Below are 21,665 nucleotides of genomic sequence, written 5' to 3' on the forward strand. Positions count from 1 at the left end.
TCCGAATCGATACAAGGTAGGGGTTGGGCAACGTTAAACGGCTTGCGGAGCGTGGGAATGGCACTGCTTTGGGCAAATGCGGGCGCAAGCCTGACAGCCGATGCAGAGGGCGGCATTGAGGATGGTCATCACTTTGCGCTCACTTTCTTCTTCCTCTTCGTTGTCGACAAACTCGCCGTCTTCGTTGAGGGCTCTGAGGGCAAACACACCCCGGCCACAGACTTTGAGGCAACGGCTACAGCCGAGGCAGCGGCTGATATCCAGGCTTTCGATAAACTGTGGGATCCAGGGCAGTCCGCCTTTGGTGAGAGCAGTTGCAGTAGCCATGGCCGCGTCTCCAAAAGATGAGGTCTCAAGATCGGGAAGATTTGCTGTCCAGGGTCTGGTTGACCAACCAGGTGCGGTAAAACTTGAGGGCCACCGTTTCGATGAGGTCGTAGTCTTCCACCACTTCGATGCCGGCCTCGCGAATACGCTTCATGGGGCAATCGCCGATCTTGGAGACCAGCACGGCTCGGCAATCCCGGATGAGATCCAGAATTTGCTCTAGGTTGTTGTCCTCGCCGGATCCCCCGTGGCAGTACTGCGGGATCTTGCGGTGGCCGACAAACTGCGCCCCACGGGCGTTGACCTCGTAGATCAAAAACTCCCGTGCATGGCCGAAGTGGCGATTGACCAGGCCGCCGCCTTTGCTGGCTACGGCCACCAGGATGGAGGGGCTGTCGGGAGGCAGGTCGGCTGTCCAGTGGGTTGGGGTTGACTGCTGCTGAGCTTGCAGTTGGACAATGCTTGCCTGGACCTGGCGGCGTTTTTCGGGGTCGTATTCGGGGGTCATCTGCATAAAGCGCTCCTTGGTAAACTCTTGGCTGCGGTCTTCCCCCAGCAGGCCCACCGCGTCCGCCCGACACTGGCGACAGTGGCGCATCATCCGCATGTTGCCGGAGCACCGATCTTGCAGGGCTTTCAACTCCTGAGGGGTGGGGCCCCGCTGGCCGATAAGGCCGAAGTAGGTGCCGTGTTCGGGCGCCGAGATCAGGGGCATGATGTTGTGCAAGAAAGCCCCTTTCTCCTGGATCACTCGGTTCACTTCCAAGAGGTGGGTGTCGTTGATGCCGGGAATGAGAACGGAGTTGACTTTGCAGAGGATGTCTGCCTCCCGCAGCAGATCCAGGCTTTCCATCTGCCGTTCGTGCAGGATGCGGGCTGCCTCCACCCCTCGAATGCGCTTGCGCCGCCAGCGGATCCAGGGGTAGATCTTGGCTCCGATCTCTGGATCCACCATGTTGATGGTCAGGGTGACGTGGTCAATGTTCAGCCGTTTGATCTCGTCGATGTAGTCCGGCAACATCAGGCCGTTGGTGGAAAGGCAGAGCTTGAGATCCGGGGCTTTCTCGGCGATGCGGGCAAAGGTTTCGAAGGTTTGCTTGGGGTTGGCCAAGGGATCCCCAGGCCCAGCAATGCCCACCACCGTCAGTTGCGGGATCTTGCCGGCAATCACCAGCACTTTGTGGGCGGCTTCCGCCGGGGTAAGCAGCTCGCTGACCACACCGGGCCGGCTCTCGTTGGCACAGTCGAACTTGCGGTTGCAGTAGTTGCACTGGATGTTGCAGGCGGGGGCTACCGCCACGTGCATGCGGGCGTAGTGATGGTGAGCTGCTTCGCTGTAGCAGGGATGGGTGGCGATGCGTTGCTGCAGATGAGGGGGGAGAGCCTGGCGGGGGCTGCTGCTGCAAGCGCAGGCCGATGGGGAAGGGGATCCCTGGCGGGGCGGAGTTGAAAGGGGCGGCATAGTGGGGTCAACCAGGGGATAGAACGTTACTGGCGGTTATATCAACCGCCCTCTGCCCGCTCCGTTGCACTCAGCCCGGTAGAACTGATCGAGTTTATTGGCTTTGTACTCAAGACCTGCAAAGCCTGATGGCAGGCCAAATCCAACTTTTTTTAGGGGTCAAGGGTCTGGTTTTTCAAGGCCGGGGATGCCGTATTTTGACCCAAAGGGGCGGGGGATCCGGCTGTGGGGAGGATCCCCGGAATCCCTGATTCGACAAGGGCTTGGGGCAATGCTTAAGAAATACTAAAAATCTGCTCAGATGCACTCAAGCGCCGCGGCCTCGGCTGCGTTTTGCATCAATTGCTACGATTTAATATCGTATCAGCCCAAAAGTGTATTGAAAATAGCCGTTTGAGTTTGAGGAAAGATCCCCCTGGGGCAAAGTCCTCGCCAAGGAAGTGAAGACTATTGCGGCGGCAGGCCGTCGGACTTTCTTGTTGTGACAGGGGGGATGTACTCGCTCAAATACCCATACCCTTCCCCAAAAATACCGGATCCCTGCGGGCAAAAGACTCAACCCCCTGCCCTCAGAAAAACTTTTTTTGCCCTCTGGGCCAAGCTTCCAGGGTTTGAGTACATCGGCAATAACTCAATCAATCCTGATCGCCCGCTGCCAAGCCTGAGCCCCTGCAGCCGCTTGCTATAAGCGGGGGATATAAGCGGGGGAACAGAAACCCAACGGTTCTGCCCCTCTGCTGAGACTCCCTCCTGCTTCCCAACCGGTGAGCTTATGTCCCCCCTTGTTTCTCCCCCACCGAAAACGGCTGAAGTGCTGCAGGTGCCCCGTTGCGATCGCTGGCGGATTCTCTACCGTCTGCAGGAGCTGGATTTGACCTGTGGCTGTACCCCGACCGGTCAACTGTGGGTGATGATTCGCACCCCCACCGAAGCCCTCCTCGTCCACAGTGTGCTCCGCCTTTTCACCCTCAACCGCTCTGGCTGGCTGAGTTGGTTGGATCGCTGCTGGTCTCTCCAGACCTGGGATCCCCCTGAGAGATCTGCAGGAGGGGATGACCACCCCTGAACCTCTGCCGTTTGCCTTCTTGCTTCGCCTGTTCACCTCGTTTTGGTAGCGCCAATGACCACTCCATCCCCCTCAACTCGCTCCTTCCAACAAGTCCGAGACAACCCCGTTCATCTGGGACGGGAGATCACGGTTCCCATCTGCGAGGGCCTCAACCTAGTTTGGGCCAGTCTTCAGGGGCTGTATTTGCAGTATCTGAAGCACCATCTGGTTGTCGAAGGAGCAGAGTTCTACTCAATTCACCAATTTTTCAACGAAAGTCTACAGGAAGTTCAGAACCACGCCCATGAGGTGGGGGAGCGCCTGAACGGCCTGGGTGGGATCCCGGCCTCCAGCTTTGCCAAGCTGGCGGAGCTGTGCTGCTTCAGCCCAGAAGGGGACGATGCGTTGGCTGTGCGGCCCATGCTGGAAGCGGATTTGCGGGCCGAGCAAAGCCTAATCGATCTGCTGCGTCGCCAGGCGGCTCTGGCGGAAAGTGTTGGGGATCGCGCCACCCGTCACCTCTACGAGCAGATTTTGCTGCGGACGGAAGAACGGGCCTTTCACCTGGCCCACTTTCTGGCTGCCGACAGCTTGGTTTTGGGCTTGTCCCCATCCTAGCTTGCCCATCTACGCCCACCCCTCGTTTTGGGAGACTCTGCCATGCTTACCCCCGATCGGGCGCCGCTGCTGCAGTTTTTGCAAGTTGAGCTTGGGATCCCGGAATCCGCCCTCACCTTCGCCCTGAAACGGCATGGGTGTGAACAGGGCCCTTTGCCCATGATTCTTTGGCATTACGGGCTGATTTCCTTGGAGCAACTGGAGCAGATTTTTGAATGGTGTGCTCCCCCTCCTCTTGTTACCAATTCTACCCATTCGGAGGTTTAAGCCATGACTTATCCCTACCCTTCTCTTCCCTTTCCCAGAGTCGGCAACCCTTTGGGATGGCTCGGCCTGGTTTTTAACCCAATTTTCAGATCTGCCCTGCAGTGGCCGCGCCGCTGGCTCAACAGCATTGAAATTCGCGGATCCCGGCAGGCCCGTTGGATTTGTCGTTTGATCCCGGCTTCCTGTCCCTTTGAGCGGGATATCCGACTGGGATCCCGCACCGTCCACATTCCGGCCCTCTGTCGCATCAACCCCCTCTACGAGGAGATCATCGCCCTGCGGCTACGGGCGGCGGCTTATCTGGCCGAAGCTGCGGCTCAACCCCAGCCCCCCTCTTCTCAGGAGATCCCATCATGCCCTTGATCAGCCGGACTAAAGTGGCGGAGCTGCTCAACGAGACCGCCTGCGAGCACAACCACAAGAAAGACGGCAAAGGCAACAAAGTCTGTGCCGAGCAAGCCAAGCCGGGAGGAGCGCAGGGAGGCTGTGCCTTTGACGGGGCCTCGATTGCCCTGGTGCCGATCGCCGATGCCGCCCATCTAGTACATGGGCCAATCGCCTGCAGCGGCAACTCTTGGGGGACGCGGGGCAGCCTCTCTTCTGGCCCCCAGCTTTATCGGGTGGGCTTCACCACCGATCTGAGCGAGAACGAGATCATCTTCGGGGGGGAGGAAAAGCTGTTCCAGGCCATCCTTGACTTGCAGGCCAAATACCAGCCTGCCGCCATTTTCGTCTATCTCACTTGTGTGACTGCCCTCATTGGGGATGATGTAGAGGCGGTGTGTCAGCGGGCCAGCCGCCAGCTTGGGATCCCGGTCATTCCGGTGAATGCGCCCGGCTTTGTGGGCAGCAAAAACTTGGGTAACCGTCTGGCCGGAGAAGCCCTGCTGGACTATGTGATCGGCACGGCCTCCCCGGAATACACCACCCGCCGCGACATTAACCTCATCGGCGAGTACAACATTGCCGGCGAGCTGTGGGATGTCTTGCCTCTGTTTGACGAGCTGGGGATCCGCATCTTGGCCAAGATCACCGGCGATGGCCGCTACCGCGAGATCTGTACCGCCCACCGGGCCAAGCTGAACGTCCTCATCTGCGCCAAAGCCCTGCTCAATGTGGGCCGCAAGATGCAGGAGCGCTACGGGATCCCCTACATCGAGGCTTCCTTTTACGGGCTGCAGGAGATGAACCACTGCCTACGGGCCATTGCCCAAGGGCTGAAGGATCCGCAACTGCAGGAGCGTACCGAGGCCCTCATCGAGCGGGAAACTCGCGCCACCGAGGCGGCTTTGGCCCCCTACCGGCAGCGGCTGGCGGGCAAACGAGTTGTCCTTTATACCGGCGGCGTGAAAAGTTGGTCGATCATCTCTGCTGCCCGAGATCTGGGGATGCAGGTAACGGCCACCAGCACCCGCAAAAGCACCGAAGAAGACAAAGCCCGCATCCGCGAGCTGCTCGGCCAGGATGGCATTCTCTTGGACAAGGGCAGCCCTCAAGAGCTGCTCCAAGTGGTGAGGCGCACGAAAGCGGACTTGCTCATCGCCGGCGGACGCAACCAGTACACCGCCCTCAAGGCCCGCATCCCCTTTCTGGACATCAACCAGGAGCGGCACCACGCTTATGCCGGCTATCGCGGCCTGGTGAACTTGGCGCGGGAGATCGATGCCGCCCTCCACAGCCCCATCTGGGAGCAGTTGCGACGGCCTGCCCCCTGGGAGACTCCAGCCGAAGAGGAGGTGGGATGATGGCCCAGCTCATCCAAGAACGCAAGCCTCTCAGCGTCAACCCCCTCAAACTCAGCGCTCCGCTGGGGGCGGCCCTGGCCTTTCTGGGGATCAAGGGCTGTCTGCCGCTCTTCCACGGTTCCCAAGGCTGTACGGCCTTTGCCAAAGCGCTGCTGGTACGCCATTTCCGCGAGGCCATTCCCATGTCCACCACTGCCATGTCCGAGGTGGACACCATCTTGGGAGGCGAGGAGAATGTCGAAGCTGCCATTCTCACCTTGGTGGAGAAGGCCCAGCCGGAGCTGATTGGTCTTCTGACCACCGGCCTCACGGAAACCCGCGGGGACGATATGCCGCGCATCCTGCGGGAGCTGCGCCGGCGCCAGCCGCAATTGCAGGATCTGCCCATCGTCTTGGCCTCTACGCCTGACTTTAAAGGATCCCTGCAGGACGGCTATGCCATCGCTGTCCACAGCTTGGTCAGCACCCTGCCGGAATCGCCGTCGGGATCCGTCCGCCCTGCCCAGGTAACGGTGCTGTGCGGGCCTGCCCTCACCCCTGCCGACGCCCAGGAGATCAAAGAAATGGCGGAGGCTTTTGGCCTAGAGCCGATCCTGGTGCCGGATCCCGCGGGTTCCCTGGACGGACACTTGGGCACCGGCTTTAGGGCGACCCCAGACGGCGGCACCACCCTTGAGCAATTGCGCCAGCTCGGGCGTTCCGGCCTCACCATAGCTGTCGGCGAGAGCATGCGCCCTGCCGCTCAGATCCTGGCCCAGCGCTTTGGCACCCCCTATCGGGTTTTCCCCCACCTGACCGGTCTCAAGGCTGTGGATCCCTTTTTGGCAACCTTGGCCGATCACAGCCAGCAGCCGGTGCCCTCTCGCTACCGCCGCCAGCGCAGCCAGGTTCAAGATGCCCTCCTGGATTGCCACTTTTTCTTCGGCAACCAGCGGATTGCCTTGGCCCTAGAAGCCGATCTGCTCTGGGGGTGGGTGGACTGGCTGCTGGATATGGGCTGTCAGATCCAGGCGGCCATCAGTCCCACACCGGATCCCCACTTGACCACCCTTCCCATTGAGGCAGTGCGGGTGGGAGATCTGGGGGATCTGGAGGAGCTAGCACCCGGGGCTGACCTGCTGGTGGGCAACTCCCACGTGGCGCGCCTGGGCAAGCGGCTGGGGATCCCGGTGCATCGGATGGGGATCCCCATCTTCGACCGGCTGGGGGCCAACCACCTCTGTCAGGTGGGCTATCGCGGCACCCTATCCCAACTGTTTGCTGTCGGCAACCTGCTGATGGAGCAGGAGGAAGCCCGTCACCCCAGCCCACCCCAGGTTTCTGGGCATGGATTCTAAGGGATCCAGAGCTTCGAGCTAGATCCCCCTAGCTCCCCTAAACCCTCAAGTTCACGGTTCTAAGGAGAACGCCTATGCAAGTGGCCTTTACAACCCGCGACGGCAAGCACGTCAATGCCCACTTTGGCTGGGCCAACCAGATCGACCTCTACGAAGTCACCCCCGAAGGCTACCGATTTTGTAAGACCCTCACCTTTGGGGGCAACTTGGAGGCAGATGGCAACGAGGACAAGCTGGTGCCCAAGCTGCAGGCTTTGGCCGATGTCACCCTCATCTACGTGGCTGCCATTGGCAGCAGTGCCGCCGCCCGCCTGATCAACCGCCGCATCACCCCCATCAAAGTGCAGTCGGAAGAAGAATCCATCGAGAGCTTGTTGCAGCGCCTGGTAACCACCCTGCACAATCCTCCCCCCTGGCTGCGCAAAGTGCTCTTGGCCGAGCGCGCCCGCAAAGCCGAAGCCCCAAATCCCTCTACTTCCCCTGCGGAGGTTTAGCCATGACGGTTACCCCTCTTTCCCCCTCGACCAGCCCCATCCTGCAGGAGATCGTTCGCCAGATGCGGGCGGCGGATCCCTACGGCACCTACCGCACCTGGAGGGATGAGTTGCTGCTCAAGCCCTTTGTCGTCACCAAAGCCCAGAAGCGCCAAATATCCCTGGAAGGGGAGGTGGATCCGGCAGTGCGGAGCCGCATCCTCATCTACTACCGCGCCATTGCCGCCCTGATTGAAAAGGAAACGGGCCTCCTAGCTCAGGTGGTGCTGGATCTCAACAGCGAAGGCTTTGGTTGGGTGCTGGTCTTCTCAGGGCGGTTGTTGTTGGTGGTCAACACCCTGCGGGATGCCCATCGCTTTGGCTTTGACTCCCTCGAACAGCTCAGCGAAAAAGCCACTGCCCTTATCGACAAAGGGATCCAACTGGCCCGAACCTACCCCGAGGTGGGCCGGCTGTAGCCGCCTGCCTCCCCTTTTGTCTGTGCAGCAATTTCTTTAGCCATCAGGAGTGCCTTGCCCATGTTGAATGAGAGTGACGTTGAGAATGTTGTGAACGACCTGGCTTTCGAGCCCTTCGAACACCTCTCTGCCGACCAGCTCCGCAGCGAGATCAAGCGCCTAAACAGCAAAGCAGGCCAACTGAAAATGGATCTGCACGATCTGGCCGAGGGGCTACCCGACGGGTTCGAGCGACTCCCCGACTTGGCAGCCCGCACCTATGCCCTGTTTGCCCGGCTGCACACCCTCAGACAACGCTTGAAAACCCTGGAGACCTGCCGATGAGTTGGAACCGCAACCGCCGTTGGAAAGACTTCCAAGCCCTAGTCAATGCCGAGGATTATTTCGCTTTTTTCGAGCTCCCCTACGATCCGCGGGTGGTCAATGTAAATCGCTTGCATATCCTACGCAAATTCGCTCAGTATCTGGCTCCTCTGGAGCACTTCCAGGGCAGCGAAGAAGAGCGATTGGAGCAAGCTCGGCAAGCGCTGGAAAAAGCGTATCAAACCTTTCTCACTTCTACCCCGCAGCAGGAGAAGCTCTTCCGAGTCTTTCAAGACTATGGTTGTCCGGATCCCGTTGGCGGCTGTGCCGGCTGCAGCTCTTCGGGAGAGCGGGGCGAATGCAGCCCTGGGATCCCTGCCTAAGATCTCTTGTTTACCCCTCGTCAACTCTCTGGAGATCTCATCATGGCTACCTACACAGTTCACTTGGTTAACCCAAAACGACGGCTCGACACCTATATCTCAGTAGATGAAGATTCGACCATCCTAGAAGCGGCTGAGGATCAAGATGTGGATTTGCCCTCTTCCTGCCGCTCCGGTAGTTGTTCCTCTTGCGTGGCCAAAGTGGTAGAGGGAGAAGTCGATCAATCGGAGCAAACCTTTCTGGATGAGGAACAAATAGCCAAAGGATTTGTGCTGCTCTGCGTGGCTAAACCTCGCTCCAATTGTACGATTCGCACTCACCAGGAAGCTTACTTGGTTTGATAGACGGCTGCTCTCCAGTTGCTCGCCGATAGGCTTAAGCAGCCTTTTTTCTATTTTTTTCTAGAATTAGGGATCCCTATATGTTGGCACCGCCCACCGTCCCTAAGATCTCAATAACCATATCTCCTCTCCAACTCATGAAGGTTGGAGAAGAAGGTCGCATCTACCAACTGCGCGGATCCGAAGCTGCTTGCGCCCAATTGCAGCAAATGGGTCTCACTCCAGGTACCTATCTCCAGGTTATCCAACGTCACCCTGAGTGGATCCTACTCCTACCCAGTGGCCAACTTTCCCTTCCTGCTCATTTAGCTAAACCCATCTGGGTTTACATGGATCCCCGTTGCACCCTAGCGCCTCCCCAAGAACCGAATAAGAAAACAATCTTAAATTTGCCAAGAGCCTTCTAAAATGTAGTCTATTTACCCAATTTTTAACTTGCAATGAGAGACACTCAAGGTAAGCACATCTCTTCATAATCTATCTTGATTTGGGAGCAAAGCTATGAACACCTGTTTGCTACACCTGGGCTCCATCCTTAAAGCTGCTGAAGAGCTTAGCCTTGTGGAAAAGCCATTTCCCAAGTTGCAACACATTCAACTCTGCACAGGGCTCAGCCCAGAAGAAATCGTGCGGGCGCTGGAGCTAGAACCCAATCCCTTGGGTTGGCATCTAGAGCCAAGCCACAACCTTGCCGATGAATCGACGTATTGGGTGGGCGGACGACCTTGTGTCGGCTTGGTTATTGAGCGTTTTGCCTGACACTTGCTGCAGTTCGGATCCCTAAAAGGCTCTCAAGGGGGAGGAGTAGCCTGCAAAGCCATCTCAAAAGTTCACTGCAAACATTAGAAGTTAAGAGAAAACAAAGCTTTCCAGAAGGTTCACCCTAGACCAAATCTCCCTGGCCTGCCGGGGATCTTTTGAGGTATCGTTCAATCCAGTTCACGAATTGAGCTTAGGAAACAGACCTTAAACTAAGGTCTCTCGCCGGGCTGCCACGGCTTTGCGAGGAAGGTCTCCATGGCCGGGTTTAGGGTTTTGCAGATGCGATAGCAGGCGTGAACAAAGGAGAGCTACAGGGAAACGCTATGGAGTTCGAGGGCTATGGCTTATCAAATCTCAGGGGATTGTATCGGTTGCCACGCTTGCGTAGATAGCTGTCCTACAAAAGCTATCGTTGTCCAGGATGGGGAATACTGGATTAATCCTCTGTTGTGCAATGACTGCGAAGGTTTCTTCCCAGAACCTCAGTGCGTTAGCCTGTGTCCCGGTTCTGCCCCGCAGCCTTATGAAGCCATGAAGGGGCGCAACCGCACGGTCACGGCCCGCATTCGCAGCAGTCCACCTCTATTTTTGAACGGCCATAGCCAGGCTTTTGCTTCGTCAATTGTGGTCTGGGAAGCTTGCAATTTCCTATCTCAATTTCAATCTCTCAATCTGCAAAAGCAGGGAGATAACCAGGTTTGCTATCAGAAATCTGTTGGCCACAACCAGGGATCTCTGACCCTAACTCTATGTTTGGACGGGATCCCACAAAGTGCTCCGATCGATGTGCGAACTGCCTGTTTGCATCTTATTTTCGCTGCCTATGCCGCCGGGTTGGATAGCCCCTGGAAGGAATCCTTTGTTTTCACCGACTCACAATTGGAGTCCTATTTGGGCTGGGATAAACGTAAAGATCTGAGCAAGATGACCCGTCTCCACCTGTTCATGACCTGGATAGAGCAGCTCTGTCGGATTCAAGTCTCCATCGATTGGCCGGATCAGGGGCGGGTGAAGGGGTTTTCGGTACCGGCTGGCCCTCTGTGGAGGCTGCTCAAGATGCATCGCCACTTTCAAAAAGATGAGCAGGGCTGCAACCATCTGGTGGGCCTGACTTGGGCGATTCAGCCCGGCGAATGGACACGGTACTTTCTCAATCGACAAGGGTGCCGCCAGGGGCAAGCCTTTTATCAGTACAGCAGCCTGCCCCTATCCCTGCTGCAGGCCGTGATGAGCCATTGGCAACACCATGAAGGAGCCATGCGCCTGCTGCTGTGGCTGTTGTTCAAAGTGAGGATGGGGCGGCAACAGCGTCTGACGGTGCCCACCCTGATGCGAGTGGCCTACGGGGAAGAGCGACTGCAGGAAGCTTATCTCAATCTCCAAGAACGCAAACGGCTGGTGCGCACCTTTGAAAGCGATCTGGAGGTTCTCAACCACTACGGCCTCAAGCCGGAGTTCGATCCCCTCACCTATCCTTCTTCCATTCAACCCCTGTGGGCTCGCCTGGAAGCTGTGCCCGAGGATGCGGACGAGGCATTGAACTTTTGGATTGAAGATGCCAACAACGGTGGCTTGCTGACGGCTGCCGGGCCGCGGGGCAAGTGGGGACTCTTGATGCAGGCTCGCATTCAACGATTTCATCTGCCCTCCGACTGGCATCGTCGAGTAGTTCAAGAAGCCAGATCCCCAACCCGAGAATCGGGATCTCGGCGGCAGCGTAGGGCAAAGTCTGCGCCTGTTGCAACAGACTCGGATCTCCCTGGCCCTCCCGAAAACCCAAAAGACTTCCCCTCAAGCAAAGCTTTGCGTGGAGCGGATATCTCGGCGGCACGCCAGCAAAAGGGAATCAGCCAGCGGGAATTGGCCCAGAGGCTGGGGCGCAGCCAGAGCTGGGTGCGGGATGTAGAGAATGGGCGGCTTCAGATCAGCCTAAACGATCGCCAGCGCCTTATCAAAGCCCTGTATTTGGATCCCAGGCAACAGCAAGTCTAGGCCAGTCACTCAATTTGCTAATCCACCACTAATCCACGGCGATGACCACATCTGAGGCTTTAATGGCAGCATACGCTTCTTTTCCAACTGCTATACCCAACCGTTCGGCAGAGTGCTTAGAAATAATGGCTGTTATTTCTATGCCTGGTGCAACTTCCAGAACAATTTCGGCATTGACCATGCCCACCTGGAAGCTTTTTACAGTTCCTTTAAAAAAGTTGCGAGTGCTGATTTGCATGACTTCTCCTTTGTTGAACAAGCAGAGCAACAGGGGTGTTGACCGAACTGAACAAGAGAGGAGCTTGCCGGATGGTCATTCAACACCGGTTTCAATACTATCAGATGCTTATCGTTGCCTCTGGGGAGGAAGGGCTGCCAATAGTCTAGATTATGTATCTTGAAGATACAAACTGCAACCTCTAATGGTCAAAGTACCGAGCGATTGGTGGATTTTCCTGTTCTGAAAGTCGTCACGGGTCAAAGGAAGAATGGCTATGAAACGAAGAACTGCAATGTTATTCCTGGGGATCCTAGCCGCTCTGGCTTTGAGGTGGGGGTCGGCTCCCGGCTTGGCGCAATCTCAGCCCATTTTGGTGGGGGCTGCGGTGAGCTTGCAACCGGCTTTAACGGAAATCGACCGGTTGTTCACTGCCCGCTATCCCGACATCAAGGTTGAGTACAACTTCGCCAATTCCGGCTCTCTCCAGCAACAGGTGGAGCAGGGGGCTCCTTTGGACGTGGTATTTTTCGCAGCCGCCTCTTTTATGGACGCCCTTGCCAAGCAAAACCTGCTGGTGGAGGGATCCCGGCGAGATCTTCTCAGCAACCGCATGGCTTTAATTGTGCCTGCCAATGCCAGAACCAAGGTTCAGGATTTTGCCGACTTGGTGGCGGAAGAGATCCGGGTTCTGTCCATTGGGGATCTGCAGGCCATGCCCGCCGGACGCTATGCCCAGGAAATTCTCACCGAGGCGGGGGTGTTTGAGACGCTGCGGCCCAAGATGGTGTTTGCCAGCACGGTGCGGGAAATTTTGACGGCGGTGGAGCAGGGCAATGCTGACGCTGGGATCCTGTTTACCTCGGATGCTCAGCTTTCAAATCGGGTGCGAGTAGTGGCTACGGCGGATCCCATTACGCCGATTGTCTATCCGGTGGCCTTGGTGCGCGATACTCCCGCCGGACGGTCTTACTTGGAGTTTTTAACCTCAGGGGAAGCGGCAGAGGTGTTTGTGAAGTACGGCTTTATCCGCCTGTAAGGGATCCCTCTGCAATTGCCCAGATGAGCGACTACGACCTGTCTCCGCTGTGGATCTCGTTGCGGATTGCCAGCTTAGCCACAGCTATCACCTTTGGGGTGGGGACGCTGGCAGCTTATGGGATGTTGCACTACCGAGGTCGGTGGCGCTCTCTCCTCGAGGCCATCTTATTGGCGCCGCTGGTGTTGCCGCCCACCATGGTGGGGTTCCTATTGTTGCTGCTATTTGGTCGGCGAACCCTTCTGGGACAACTTTTGGCCTCGCTGAACCTATCGGTCATCTTCACCTGGTATGCCGGGGTGATCACGGCAGTGGTGGTGGCCCTGCCCCTGATGTACCGCACGGCCTTGGGAGCTTTCCAGCAGATCGACCCGACGCTGGTGGCGGCAGCCCGCACCCTGGGAGCAAGTAGGGCCAAGATTTTTACGCGGGTGCTGATCCCTTTGGCCTTACCAGGGATCCTGGCGGGGGTTACCCTCAGTTTTGCTCGCGCTCTGGGGGAGTTCGGCGCCACCTTGATGCTGGCAGGCAATATCCCGGGCCGCACGCAAACCCTGTCCATGGCCATCTTCTTTGCCGTTCAGGCGGGGGATATGCGGGGGGCGGCCATCAGCTCGGCCTTGGTCTTGATGTTGTCCTTGGGGGTGATGACGGCAGTTAACCTTTGGTTTCAGCGACAGCCTCTGCAGCAGCTTCCCCCTCGCCCCCTGCGGGTTCTGGCCAGAAGGGATCTGGATTTCTCAACTCCGGCCCCCCGCCTCTGGGTAGACATCTACAAGAAGCTGCCCCAATTTGAGCTGCAGGCGCAACTGAGCTGCGACGGGCGGCCATTAGGACTGCTGGGGGCCTCTGGATCCGGCAAAAGCCTACTTTTGCGCTGCATTGCCGGGATCGAAACCCCGGATGGTGGGCGCATTTTGCTCAACGAGCGGGCGTTGTTTGACGCCGAACAGGGGATCCGGCTGCCCCCCGCTCAGCGACGGGTAGGGGTGATCTTCCAGAACTACGCTCTGTTTCCCCACCTCACCGTCGCCCAGAACATCGCTTTTGGGATCCCTGCGGGCTTGAGCGAAGCGGAAAAACAAGAGCGGATCCAGGCCCAGCTGCGGTTGGTCAAGCTGAAGGGCTGGGAAAACCGCTATCCCACGGAGCTCTCCGGAGGACAGCAGCAGCGGGTGGCCCTGGCGCGAGCCTTGGCTTCTGAGCCGGAGATCTTGCTGCTGGATGAGCCTTTTTCTGCTTTGGATGCCCACCTGCGCAGCCAACTGGAGCAGGAGATGGGGGAAATCCTAGCGGGCTACAAGGGAGTCACGCTTTTGGTAACCCACAACATTGAGGAAGCCTTCCGCCTCTGCGGGGATCTGGCTGTAATGGAGCAGGGGCGAATCATTGCCCAGGGGGACAAGCGTCAGCTATTTGAGGCTCCCCCCTGCCTTAGTGTGGCGCAACTGACGGGTTGCAAAAACATCTCGCGGGCCAAGCTCCTGGGCCCTCAACGGGTGCTGGCCTTGGATTGGGGCTGTGAGCTGCAGGTACAGGGATCCCCAGCGGGAGAATACATCGCCATCCGCGCCCACCACCTCACCTTCAGGCCCGACGGGAAGCTGCCCAACACGTTTCCGGCTTGGCTGGTGAAGTGGAGCGAGACCCCCCACCGACTGACTCTCTTCTTCAGGCTGGGCGGTCCTCCTGCCCACCGCCAGGACTATCACCTGCAAGCTGAGGTGTGGCGGGAGCGCTGGCGCGAGGTGGAGACTTGGGGATCCCCCTGGTGGCTACAGTTGGATCCCCGGCATCTGAGGGTGTTTTGAGTCTGGAGCCCAGGAGTCAGGTGGGCTCGCCCAAGCGGTAGCCCCGCGGGGTAATCAGCCGCTCCCCATGGCGAAAGGTCTGGGAGTTGCCGATAAAGACCAGGGTAAGCATGTCCACCTCCTCTGGATCCAGCTCCCCCAGGGTGGTAAGGCGGAGAGTTTCGCCAGGGCGGTAGAGGTTGCGGGCCAAAGCCACAGGGGTATGGGCGGGCCGGGCCTGCAAAAAGATCTGTAGAGCCTTGAGGAAGGGATCCACCCGCTGCCGGGAGCGGGGGTTGTAGAGGGCCACCACAAAGTCCGCCTGGGCAGCCGCCTGCAGGCGTTTTTCGATCACCGGCCAAGGGGTAAGCAGATCCGAGAGGGAAATGGCGCAGAAGTCGTGCATGAGCGGAGCCCCCAGCCGGGCAGCAGCCGCCTGGAAGGCAGAGATCCCCGGCAGCACCTCCAGAGAAGGGCGGATCCCATCCCAGCCAGAGCGGACCAAGCACTCCAACACTAGCCCCGCCATGCCGTAAATGCCCGCATCCCCCGAAGAAATCACCGCCACCTTCAGCCCCTGCTGCGCCCAAGCGATGGCCTGTTTGGCCCGCTGCAGCTCTTGGGTAATGGGAGAGGCCTCCCGGATTTGGCCGGGGTGCAAAAGGGGATCCACCAGATCCAGATAAAGCTGGTAGCCAACAACCACATCGGCCTGAGTTAAAGCCATACGGGCAGCCAAAGTCAATTGACCCAGATCCCCAGGGCCGGTGCCGATGAGCCAGAGGTGGCCGCTGCGAGGGGAATATTCCCGGGCAGCGCGGGCAATGGCCAGGGTACAGGCCCCTTCGGTTTTCGAGGTGAAGACCTGCTTGGGGCAGAGGAGGGTTGCTCCCCCAAAGGGCTCTACCTTCTCCGCAACACAGGATGGCCTCTCAGGAACCTTGTCACCTCTTCCCCAAGTCTGACAAGTCTGAGCTGCCAAGAGGGCAGCCGCCTCCGCTACCGAGGGGGTGCCCACCGCCTGCCGCACCGCCTCCGAAGGGTGGGGAACCGGGATCCCGGCCAAGGCCTCTGCCGAGAAAAACTCAATGGGCCAGCCATAGGCTTGGGCCAGCTCCAGAAGACCTGGCTCGTTTTGCTTCAGCTCCAAGGTGGCCAAGCCGGCAATGGCCTCAAAAGCCAGCCCATGGGCCTGCAGCAGGCGGCGCAGGGATCCCTCTAGCCAAACGCGGGTAGTGCCCCGCTCGCAGCCCACCCCCACCCAGAGCACCCGCGGATGCCAGTGCACGGTTGGGATCCCCGTGGCAGGGGAGAGGTATTCCCCAATCCAAATGTGGGCCACAGGATGGGGAGGGGAGGCAGCCACCAGGGGATACTCTGCCGGCCAAGCCCGCCGCCAAAGTTGCGTGCCACAGGTTTGGTGAACGGCCACGGGCTCCCCACGAGCCAAGGCAGCGGCCACCTCATTCCAATCCCCTTGGCCCCGCCGCCAGCCGTAGGGATCCCCCAGCAAATCCAAAGGCGGGATCCCCAGCCCCTCGGAAGCAGAGGTGAGAACCGGCTGGGCCCCCAAAGCAGCAGCCACCTGTCGGGCCAGGGCGTCTGCTCCCCCCACATGTCCCCCGCACAGGCTAATGGCCCAGCGACCGGCTTCGTCCACCACCACCACCGCTGGATCCCGCTGCTTGTCCTGCAAGAGGGGGGCAATGAGCCGCACCACCGACCCTGCGGCCAAGATGAAGAGACAGCCCTGCACCTGGGGCCAGGTTTGGGCAACGGCTTCTGCTAGGGAGCCTGGCGCTGTGGGATCCTTGGGATCCCCGTAGGCTTGCCAGGGGGAGGGCAGCTCCTGCGGTTCAGCTTTGCTCCAGCAGATGACCTCCTTGCCTAGGAGGGGGATCAGGGAGTCGGCCAACCGGCGGGCGCGCGGGCTGGGGGCAAACAGAGCAAGCTTCATCGAGCGTGGGCCAAGGCCAGGATTCTCCCCGGATCCTATACTGGACATAGAGCCACCCGCGAAGGGACAAGTGCCGATGGTCATCCCACCTGGACTGATGCTGCCCCTGATCCCCCTGGAGGTTTTGCTCTCCACGAAGGGGCTGATGTTTTTGCTGCTATCGGCCTATGGGGGGGCCATGTGGACATTTTTAAGTGGCGCTCCCCGCGTCCACACCATCATCGTGCCGGACTTGGAGCAGGCCAGAGGGTTTTACGAGAAGGTGTTGAAACTGCCGGAAGCGGAGCTGCCCCTGCAGTACTACTACGGCTACGAGCAGAGCATGGTCGGCTACAGCCTAGGATCCGCTTACTTTCCAGGGGATATTGGCCTCAGTCCCCGCTTCGATGCCAAAGCCCGTCCCACCTCTGGGCCCACCCAATTGGATACCCCCGGACTTTGGTACCAACTCTCCGACAATGTTCAATTGCACGTGATCCCTGGCTCTACAGATCCCTATGCGGGGTCCGGTTCCTACGGCAACGCCTCTAGGCCTAGCTCCTCATCTGCTTCTGCTTACGGGACTGTACCGGCAGCGGGCCGCAGCAGCGGCGTTCGCTATCGCCATGTCAGCTATGAGCGGGAGTCCCTTAAGGCCCTTCTGAAGCGAATCAACAAACAAGGGATCCGCAACAGCATTCGCTCCGAGAAGCCCTTCGTCTTTTGGGTGCGGGATCACCAGGGTCAGATCATCGAATTTGCCGAACTGAAAGGCTGACGGGATCCCCTAAGATTGTTAAAGGAAAGCCAAAAGTCGGCGGTGGGGGGATGCCAACGATGAAACGGGTGCTGCTGCTGGTGCTGTGTTTGCTGTGGCTCGGGGTGTGGGGCGGCCAGCCGGCCATAGCTCTATCGCGGGCCAAGGACAATCCGGTGGTGAGCGTGCAATCCCCAGCCAAGGACTTCATCACCACCGAGTCGGGATTGCAATACTACGATATTGCTCAAGGCAGTGGGCCTTCCCCTCAGCCGGGGCAAACGGTGGTGGTCAACTACGTGGGCAAGCTACAGGATGGCACCATCTTCGATAGCTCCTACAAGCGCAATCAGCCTTTTGTCTTCACCTACGGAGTAGGGCAGGTGATCCGTGGCTGGGAGGAAGGGCTGGCCACCATGCGGGTGGGGGGCAAGCGGTACTTGCGCATTCCGCCGGAGTTGGCCTATGGCAGCCGCGGGGCAGGCGGGGTGATCCCCCCCAACGCCACCTTGGATTTTGAAGTGGAGCTCCTGGCCATCCAGTAGATTCAGATCTTGCAGAGACCGAATATCCAAGCGGCATTGGGCTTGTGCAGGAACTCCCTTCCCCGGAACTGTCTTCTTCTTGGCGGCCCAGTTCTCTGGCAGCAGATCCTGCCCTAGAAAAAGCTCGCCTGCGCCAGCACTTTCGCCAGCTACGGCAGAGGTTGGACAGATCCCTTATCAGCCAGAAGATCGTGGCTCATTTGGCCTCTTGCCCCCAACTTTTGGCCGCCAAAACCATCCTGGCCTATGTGGCCTTCGGCTCCGAGGTGGACTTGGGATCCCTGTTTGCCCTTTTTCCAGAGAAGCAGTGGGGGATCCCCCGTTGTCTGCCGCGGCGGCAAATGCAGTGGCACCGCTACCAGCCGGCTGAGCTTGTCCCCAACTGCTGGGGCTTGCTGGAGCCTTCTCCCGGCAGCACAGTTATCGACCCTGGCAAGGCGGATTTGATCCTGGTGCCCGCCCTGGCCTGCGATCGTTGGGGAAGGCGTTTGGGCTATGGCGGCGGCTATTACGACCGCTTTTTGGCCGCTTTGCCGGATCCCAGTGTGCCCAAGTGGGGCATCCTCCCCCAAGCCTGCTTGCTGGAGCAGCCCCTGCCTCAGGATCCTTGGGATCAGCGCCTGGATGGGATCCAAACCGAGGAGAGGTTCTACGAGACGGGGATCCCCTAGACTAAAGAGGGTGGGCCTTGGAGGAAAAACGATGAGCCAAGTTTGGAAGCCGGCGCAGTGGCTAACCCAAAAGCTGCGTCTTGTCTGCATGAGCTTTGGCTGTGTGGCATTGGCGGTGCTCTTGATGGGCTTTGGGGCGATCCCCCTGCAACTGAAGGATCTCCACGTCACCCCCTGTCCCGATACCCCCGAATACACCAACCTGGTGACCAGCAACGGCAACCCCATACCGGCCAGGTGCCTGTTCGTCGAAGGCACAGTGGTCAACCGCTCCAAAAATACCCTGCTGAACGCGGATGTCTTCGGTCGGCTTTACGATGCCAACGGCAACGAGGTTCTGCCGGAGCGTACCCGCCTGGGGGCCATTGCAGAAGTTCCTCCCGGCGAGAGCCCTTTTTCAATTCGCATCTCGGTGCCCATAACCAGCCCCCTGCCCCTCACCCTGGAGCAATTCAAAGCCAGCGGCTTCAGCGGCACCGTGCGTCGTTAACGTCTAAAGCTGGCGGGTGAACTCCACCTGGGTGGGGCGCTCAGGCAGATGGAGTTGGGCAACCACAGGTGGCGTTTGGGCGATCAGCCGTCCCCGCCGGAAGACATACAAACAAGCCGGTTTCAAGCGGATGGCTTCGACGGCATCAGCAGCCTGGAGCACCACCAAATCGGCATAGCAGCCGGGTTTCAGGCCGTAGCCTTCCAACCCCAGAATGCGGGCCGGGTTTTCCGTAACCGCCAAAAAACACTGGCGCATCTGCTCATAGCCGGTCAGTTGGGCGGCGTGGATCCCCATGTGGGCCACCTCCAGCATGTTGCCGCTGCCCAAAGGGTACCAGGGATCCATCACACAGTCATGGCCAAAGGCTACCGTCAAGCCTGCAGCCATCAGCTCAGGCACTCGGGTTAGCCCCCGCCGCTTGGGGTAGGTATCGTGGCGACCTTGAAGAACCATATTGACCAGCGGGTTGGCGATCACCCCCAACTCTGCCTCGGCCATCAGGGGGATCAGTTTGCTGACGTAGGCGTTGTCCATCGAGTGCATGGAAGTCAGGTGGGATCCGGCTACCCGCCCCTGCAAGCCCAGCCGCAGCGTTTCGTAGGCCAGGGTTTCCACATGGCGCGAAAGCGGATCGTCGGTCTCGTCGCAGTGCAGATCCACCCGCAGACCCCGCGCTGCTGCAATTTCACATAGGGCCCGCACCGAAGCTGCTCCCTCGGCCATCGTCCGCTCGAAGTGGGGGATCCCGCCCACCACCTCCACCCCCAAATCCAGAGCCTTCTCCAGAAGCTGCACCGCCCCTGGCGAGCGATAGTAGCCATCCTGAGGAAAGGCCACCAGTTGCAAATCCAAGTAGGGAGCCACTTTTTGCTTGACTTCCAGCAGCGCCCGCACCGCCAACAGGTTGGGATCGCACACATCCACATGAGTGCGGATGGCCAGGATCCCACGCGCCACTGCCCAGTCGCAATAGGTCAAGGCCCGCTCCATCACCGCCTCGGGGGTCAACAGCGGCTTCAACTCCCCCCAGAGGGCGATCCCTTCTAGCAAGGTGCCCGACTGGTTGACGCGCGGGATCCCATAGGTGAGGGTGGCATCCATGTGAAAGTGGGCATCCACGAAGGGGGGCGACACCAAGCGGTTGCTGACATCAATTTCTTGGGGGGCAGTGGCTTGTAAGTTGCTTTCCAGAGCCACAATGCGATCCCCCTGGATACCGATATCGATTCCCTTGCGGCCATCCGGCAAATTGGCCCGGCGCAAAATGAGATCCATATGTTGTGGCTATTTGTTTGAACTTAGGATGGAAAGAAGCAACTACAGTTGACTGAATGATAGGCCAAATCAGATAAAGATGTCTTAAATTACCTCAAAGCCCGAATTTAGGAAACCAGTTGATTGGGTTATTGCTCACTTTATAAAAGAGGGCTGTAGTCCCCAACAGCATCCGGTTGTGCAAGATATCAGCCAAGTAGTCAGAGGGATAATCTATCGAGAGCTGATTTGAGAGGACTTGGCCCTTACATCCATTCCAACCGTCAGCGAAACTTCGTTGTCCATTACAAACAAGCTCCTTCTCAAAAAATTGTATTTCAGGATACATATTTTCAGGGATCTCCCCTTTACGATAAGCCGAGCAGTAACCCGATCTCGAACTAACCTCAACAGAAGCGACTATGGCACGTTTAGAACTCTCCCGGCGGGACTTCTGCCTGCGTTCTGGGGCTTTTGTGGCTGGCCTGATGGGGAGCCGCTGGTTGGTTCGCGATGCCGCGGTGGCTCAAGGAACCAAGCTGAAGGTGGCCGGGGTTTATACGGTTCCCATTGAGCAGCAGTGGGTGAGCCGGATCCATAAAGCCTTGATGACCGCCCAGGAGCGGGGGGATATTGACTATACCTGGTCGGAGTCAGTTTCCAACACCGACTACCCACGGGTGCTGCGTCAGTATGCCGAGAGCGGCGTCCAACTGCTGGTGGGTGAGGTCTTTGGGGTGGAGCGGGAAGCGCGGGAGGTGGCCAAAGACTATCCTAAGGTCAGCTTCTTGATGGGATCCAGCCTCAAGCCGGATCCTGCCCTGAGCAATTTTGCCGTGTTTGACAACTACATCCACGAGCCTTCCTAAGCGGTGGCGACCCAGAACTTCTTGATATTCTCTGTGTCTCTTGTGATACACCTCAGCCACTACCTCACCAGAGGGAGAACCACGTTATCAATCCAAAGCACCGCTGGAAAAAAGTTGGCCACCTGCCTTGGGAGGATATCAACAGTTGGCTAGACAACCCTGAGAATCTCTGGGGCACTGGCGAGAGCAGCTATGCTGGGTGGAACAACCGGTTAAGTGTCGGGCGAGAAAGCGGAGTTTCTCTTTACCTTGTACCGGTCGAGCATTTGCGTCTGTTGGTTGGTTACAAGGCACCAGGATACCCGAATTCTAAGCGTAGAGTACGCGGCGAGTTTGTATACAAGGGAGTAAAATACTGCATGGATGTTACCGATCCTGTGATTGAACGGGATTTCCTAATGGGCGAAGACGGTCAATATGACATCCCCGATCCGGTGCTGTGTTTTAGCCTTAGCGATCCCTACAGCCTTTTAATTTAAAATAGGGTACAGGTATTCAAGAGGAAGGAGAGAAAGGAATGCCGACTCATTCTTTGGATTTGCGGCAAAGAGTTGTA

At 58.5% G+C, this 21,665-nt stretch carries 26 protein-coding genes and 1 pseudogene; 22 read left to right on the plus strand and 5 right to left on the minus strand.

Features of this window, described 5'->3' with window-relative positions; translation table 11 throughout:
- Positions 1–33: 33 nt before the first annotated feature.
- Entirely contained in the window at positions 34–327 is a 294-nt protein-coding gene (fdxB, locus tag ACVWXE_RS09455) for a ferredoxin III, nif-specific (protein WP_011430654.1), read from the minus strand.
- Positions 328–352: 25 nt separating this feature from the next.
- Entirely contained in the window at positions 353–1,789 is a 1,437-nt protein-coding gene (gene nifB, locus ACVWXE_RS09460; protein ID WP_457490172.1) for a nitrogenase cofactor biosynthesis protein NifB, read from the minus strand.
- A gap of 772 nt (positions 1,790–2,561) precedes the next feature.
- Between nifB and ACVWXE_RS09465 the strand changes: the two genes are divergently transcribed.
- The 14 genes from ACVWXE_RS09465 to ACVWXE_RS09530 all read left to right on the plus strand — a co-directional run bounded on the left by ACVWXE_RS09465 (position 2,562) and on the right by ACVWXE_RS09530 (position 11,538).
- Entirely contained in the window at positions 2,562–2,855 is a 294-nt protein-coding gene (locus tag ACVWXE_RS09465) for an Asr1405/Asl0597 family protein (protein ID WP_099813101.1), read from the plus strand.
- A 54-nt stretch (positions 2,856–2,909) separates the two neighbouring features.
- On the plus strand, positions 2,910–3,455 hold the full coding sequence (locus tag ACVWXE_RS09470) for a ferritin-like domain-containing protein (protein ID WP_457398259.1): 546 nt from the start codon (positions 2,910–2,912) through the stop codon (positions 3,453–3,455).
- 42 nt (positions 3,456–3,497) lie between these two features.
- The gene (locus ACVWXE_RS09475) at positions 3,498–3,722 is read left to right on the plus strand and encodes a DUF2949 domain-containing protein (RefSeq protein WP_011430659.1); all 225 of its coding nucleotides are present in this window, start codon (positions 3,498–3,500) and stop codon (positions 3,720–3,722) included.
- Positions 3,723–3,725: 3 nt separating this feature from the next.
- On the plus strand, positions 3,726–4,085 hold the full coding sequence (locus tag ACVWXE_RS09480; RefSeq protein ID WP_457440172.1) for a Mo-dependent nitrogenase C-terminal domain-containing protein: 360 nt from the start codon (positions 3,726–3,728) through the stop codon (positions 4,083–4,085).
- Positions 4,076–5,467 carry a nitrogenase iron-molybdenum cofactor biosynthesis protein NifE gene (nifE, locus tag ACVWXE_RS09485; protein ID WP_457490173.1) on the plus strand — a complete coding sequence of 464 codons (1,392 nt, stop codon included), beginning with the start codon at positions 4,076–4,078 and terminating at the stop codon, positions 5,465–5,467. Before ACVWXE_RS09480 ends, nifE begins: the two co-directional genes overlap by 10 nt.
- Positions 5,467–6,804, plus strand: a complete 1,338-nt coding sequence (gene nifN, locus ACVWXE_RS09490; protein ID WP_457490174.1) for a nitrogenase iron-molybdenum cofactor biosynthesis protein NifN — start codon at positions 5,467–5,469, stop codon at positions 6,802–6,804. The genes nifE and nifN overlap by 1 nt, the downstream gene beginning before the upstream one ends.
- A gap of 74 nt (positions 6,805–6,878) precedes the next feature.
- Positions 6,879–7,298, plus strand: coding sequence for a nitrogen fixation protein NifX (gene nifX, locus ACVWXE_RS09495; protein WP_414342057.1), 420 nt, complete (start codon positions 6,879–6,881; stop codon positions 7,296–7,298).
- Positions 7,299–7,300: 2 nt separating this feature from the next.
- On the plus strand, positions 7,301–7,756 hold the full coding sequence (locus tag ACVWXE_RS09500) for a NifX-associated nitrogen fixation protein (protein WP_414330300.1): 456 nt from the start codon (positions 7,301–7,303) through the stop codon (positions 7,754–7,756).
- A 60-nt stretch (positions 7,757–7,816) separates the two neighbouring features.
- Positions 7,817–8,080: a CCE_0567 family metalloprotein gene (locus tag ACVWXE_RS09505; RefSeq protein ID WP_414351585.1), complete on the plus strand. Its 264-nt coding sequence runs from the start codon at positions 7,817–7,819 to the stop codon at positions 8,078–8,080.
- Entirely contained in the window at positions 8,077–8,442 is a 366-nt protein-coding gene (nifW, locus tag ACVWXE_RS09510; protein WP_457490175.1) for a nitrogenase-stabilizing/protective protein NifW, read from the plus strand. The genes ACVWXE_RS09505 and nifW overlap by 4 nt, the downstream gene beginning before the upstream one ends.
- A 42-nt stretch (positions 8,443–8,484) precedes the next feature.
- A complete protein-coding gene (locus ACVWXE_RS09515; protein ID WP_099813376.1) occupies positions 8,485–8,784 on the plus strand; it encodes a 2Fe-2S iron-sulfur cluster-binding protein in 300 nt (99 codons plus the stop codon).
- A gap of 137 nt (positions 8,785–8,921) precedes the next feature.
- Positions 8,922–9,191 (plus strand): ferrous iron transport protein A, encoded by a 270-nt coding sequence (locus ACVWXE_RS09520; RefSeq protein WP_414390678.1) that lies wholly within the window; start codon positions 8,922–8,924, stop codon positions 9,189–9,191.
- A 94-nt stretch (positions 9,192–9,285) separates the two neighbouring features.
- The gene (locus tag ACVWXE_RS09525; RefSeq protein WP_011432066.1) at positions 9,286–9,543 is read left to right on the plus strand and encodes a hypothetical protein; all 258 of its coding nucleotides are present in this window, start codon (positions 9,286–9,288) and stop codon (positions 9,541–9,543) included.
- Between the two features lie 342 nt (positions 9,544–9,885).
- Positions 9,886–11,538 carry a helix-turn-helix domain-containing protein gene (locus ACVWXE_RS09530; protein ID WP_414419367.1) on the plus strand — a complete coding sequence of 551 codons (1,653 nt, stop codon included), beginning with the start codon at positions 9,886–9,888 and terminating at the stop codon, positions 11,536–11,538.
- Between the two features lie 28 nt (positions 11,539–11,566).
- On the opposite strand, the gene ACVWXE_RS09535 is transcribed toward ACVWXE_RS09530, so the two are convergent.
- Positions 11,567–11,776, minus strand: a complete 210-nt coding sequence (locus tag ACVWXE_RS09535) for a TOBE domain-containing protein (RefSeq protein WP_011430671.1) — start codon at positions 11,774–11,776, stop codon at positions 11,567–11,569.
- Positions 11,777–12,032: 256 nt separating this feature from the next.
- On the opposite strand from ACVWXE_RS09535, the gene modA reads away from it, so the two are divergent.
- Positions 12,033–12,794: a molybdate ABC transporter substrate-binding protein gene (gene modA / locus ACVWXE_RS09540; protein WP_457490176.1), complete on the plus strand. Its 762-nt coding sequence runs from the start codon at positions 12,033–12,035 to the stop codon at positions 12,792–12,794.
- Positions 12,795–12,817: 23 nt separating this feature from the next.
- A complete protein-coding gene (gene modB / locus ACVWXE_RS09545) occupies positions 12,818–14,605 on the plus strand; it encodes a molybdate ABC transporter permease subunit (protein ID WP_457490177.1) in 1,788 nt (595 codons plus the stop codon).
- A 16-nt stretch (positions 14,606–14,621) separates the two neighbouring features.
- Here the strand turns inward: modB and cobJ are convergent, their stop codons facing one another.
- Positions 14,622–16,541: a precorrin-3B C(17)-methyltransferase gene (gene cobJ / locus ACVWXE_RS09550; RefSeq protein ID WP_457490178.1), complete on the minus strand. Its 1,920-nt coding sequence runs from the start codon at positions 16,539–16,541 to the stop codon at positions 14,622–14,624.
- Between the two features lie 76 nt (positions 16,542–16,617).
- On the opposite strand from cobJ, the gene ACVWXE_RS09555 reads away from it, so the two are divergent.
- From ACVWXE_RS09555 to ACVWXE_RS09570, 4 genes are read left to right on the plus strand one after another with little or no spacing between them, the layout of a single operon-like run.
- Positions 16,618–17,298 (plus strand): VOC family protein, encoded by a 681-nt coding sequence (locus tag ACVWXE_RS09555; RefSeq protein WP_011432060.1) that lies wholly within the window; start codon positions 16,618–16,620, stop codon positions 17,296–17,298.
- Between the two features lie 59 nt (positions 17,299–17,357).
- The gene (locus ACVWXE_RS09560) at positions 17,358–17,822 is read left to right on the plus strand and encodes an FKBP-type peptidyl-prolyl cis-trans isomerase (RefSeq protein ID WP_457490179.1); all 465 of its coding nucleotides are present in this window, start codon (positions 17,358–17,360) and stop codon (positions 17,820–17,822) included.
- A gap of 44 nt (positions 17,823–17,866) precedes the next feature.
- Positions 17,867–18,493 carry a 5-formyltetrahydrofolate cyclo-ligase gene (locus ACVWXE_RS09565; protein ID WP_414427761.1) on the plus strand — a complete coding sequence of 209 codons (627 nt, stop codon included), beginning with the start codon at positions 17,867–17,869 and terminating at the stop codon, positions 18,491–18,493.
- Between the two features lie 31 nt (positions 18,494–18,524).
- On the plus strand, positions 18,525–18,983 hold the full coding sequence (locus tag ACVWXE_RS09570; protein ID WP_414332474.1) for an FxLYD domain-containing protein: 459 nt from the start codon (positions 18,525–18,527) through the stop codon (positions 18,981–18,983).
- A 3-nt stretch (positions 18,984–18,986) separates the two neighbouring features.
- Here the strand turns inward: ACVWXE_RS09570 and ACVWXE_RS09575 are convergent, their stop codons facing one another.
- Positions 18,987–20,261 (minus strand): amidohydrolase family protein, encoded by a 1,275-nt coding sequence (locus ACVWXE_RS09575; protein ID WP_457490180.1) that lies wholly within the window; start codon positions 20,259–20,261, stop codon positions 18,987–18,989.
- A 401-nt stretch (positions 20,262–20,662) separates the two neighbouring features.
- On the opposite strand from ACVWXE_RS09575, the pseudogene ACVWXE_RS09580 reads away from it, so the two are divergent.
- Positions 20,663–21,106, plus strand: a pseudogene (locus tag ACVWXE_RS09580) (BMP family ABC transporter substrate-binding protein); the annotation flags it as partial.
- Between the two features lie 29 nt (positions 21,107–21,135).
- Positions 21,136–21,588 (plus strand): dual OB domain-containing protein, encoded by a 453-nt coding sequence (locus tag ACVWXE_RS09585; protein WP_457490182.1) that lies wholly within the window; start codon positions 21,136–21,138, stop codon positions 21,586–21,588.
- Positions 21,589–21,665 lie beyond the last annotated feature (77 nt).

It is taken from the genome of Thermostichus sp. MS-CIW-41 (assembly GCF_054058915.1).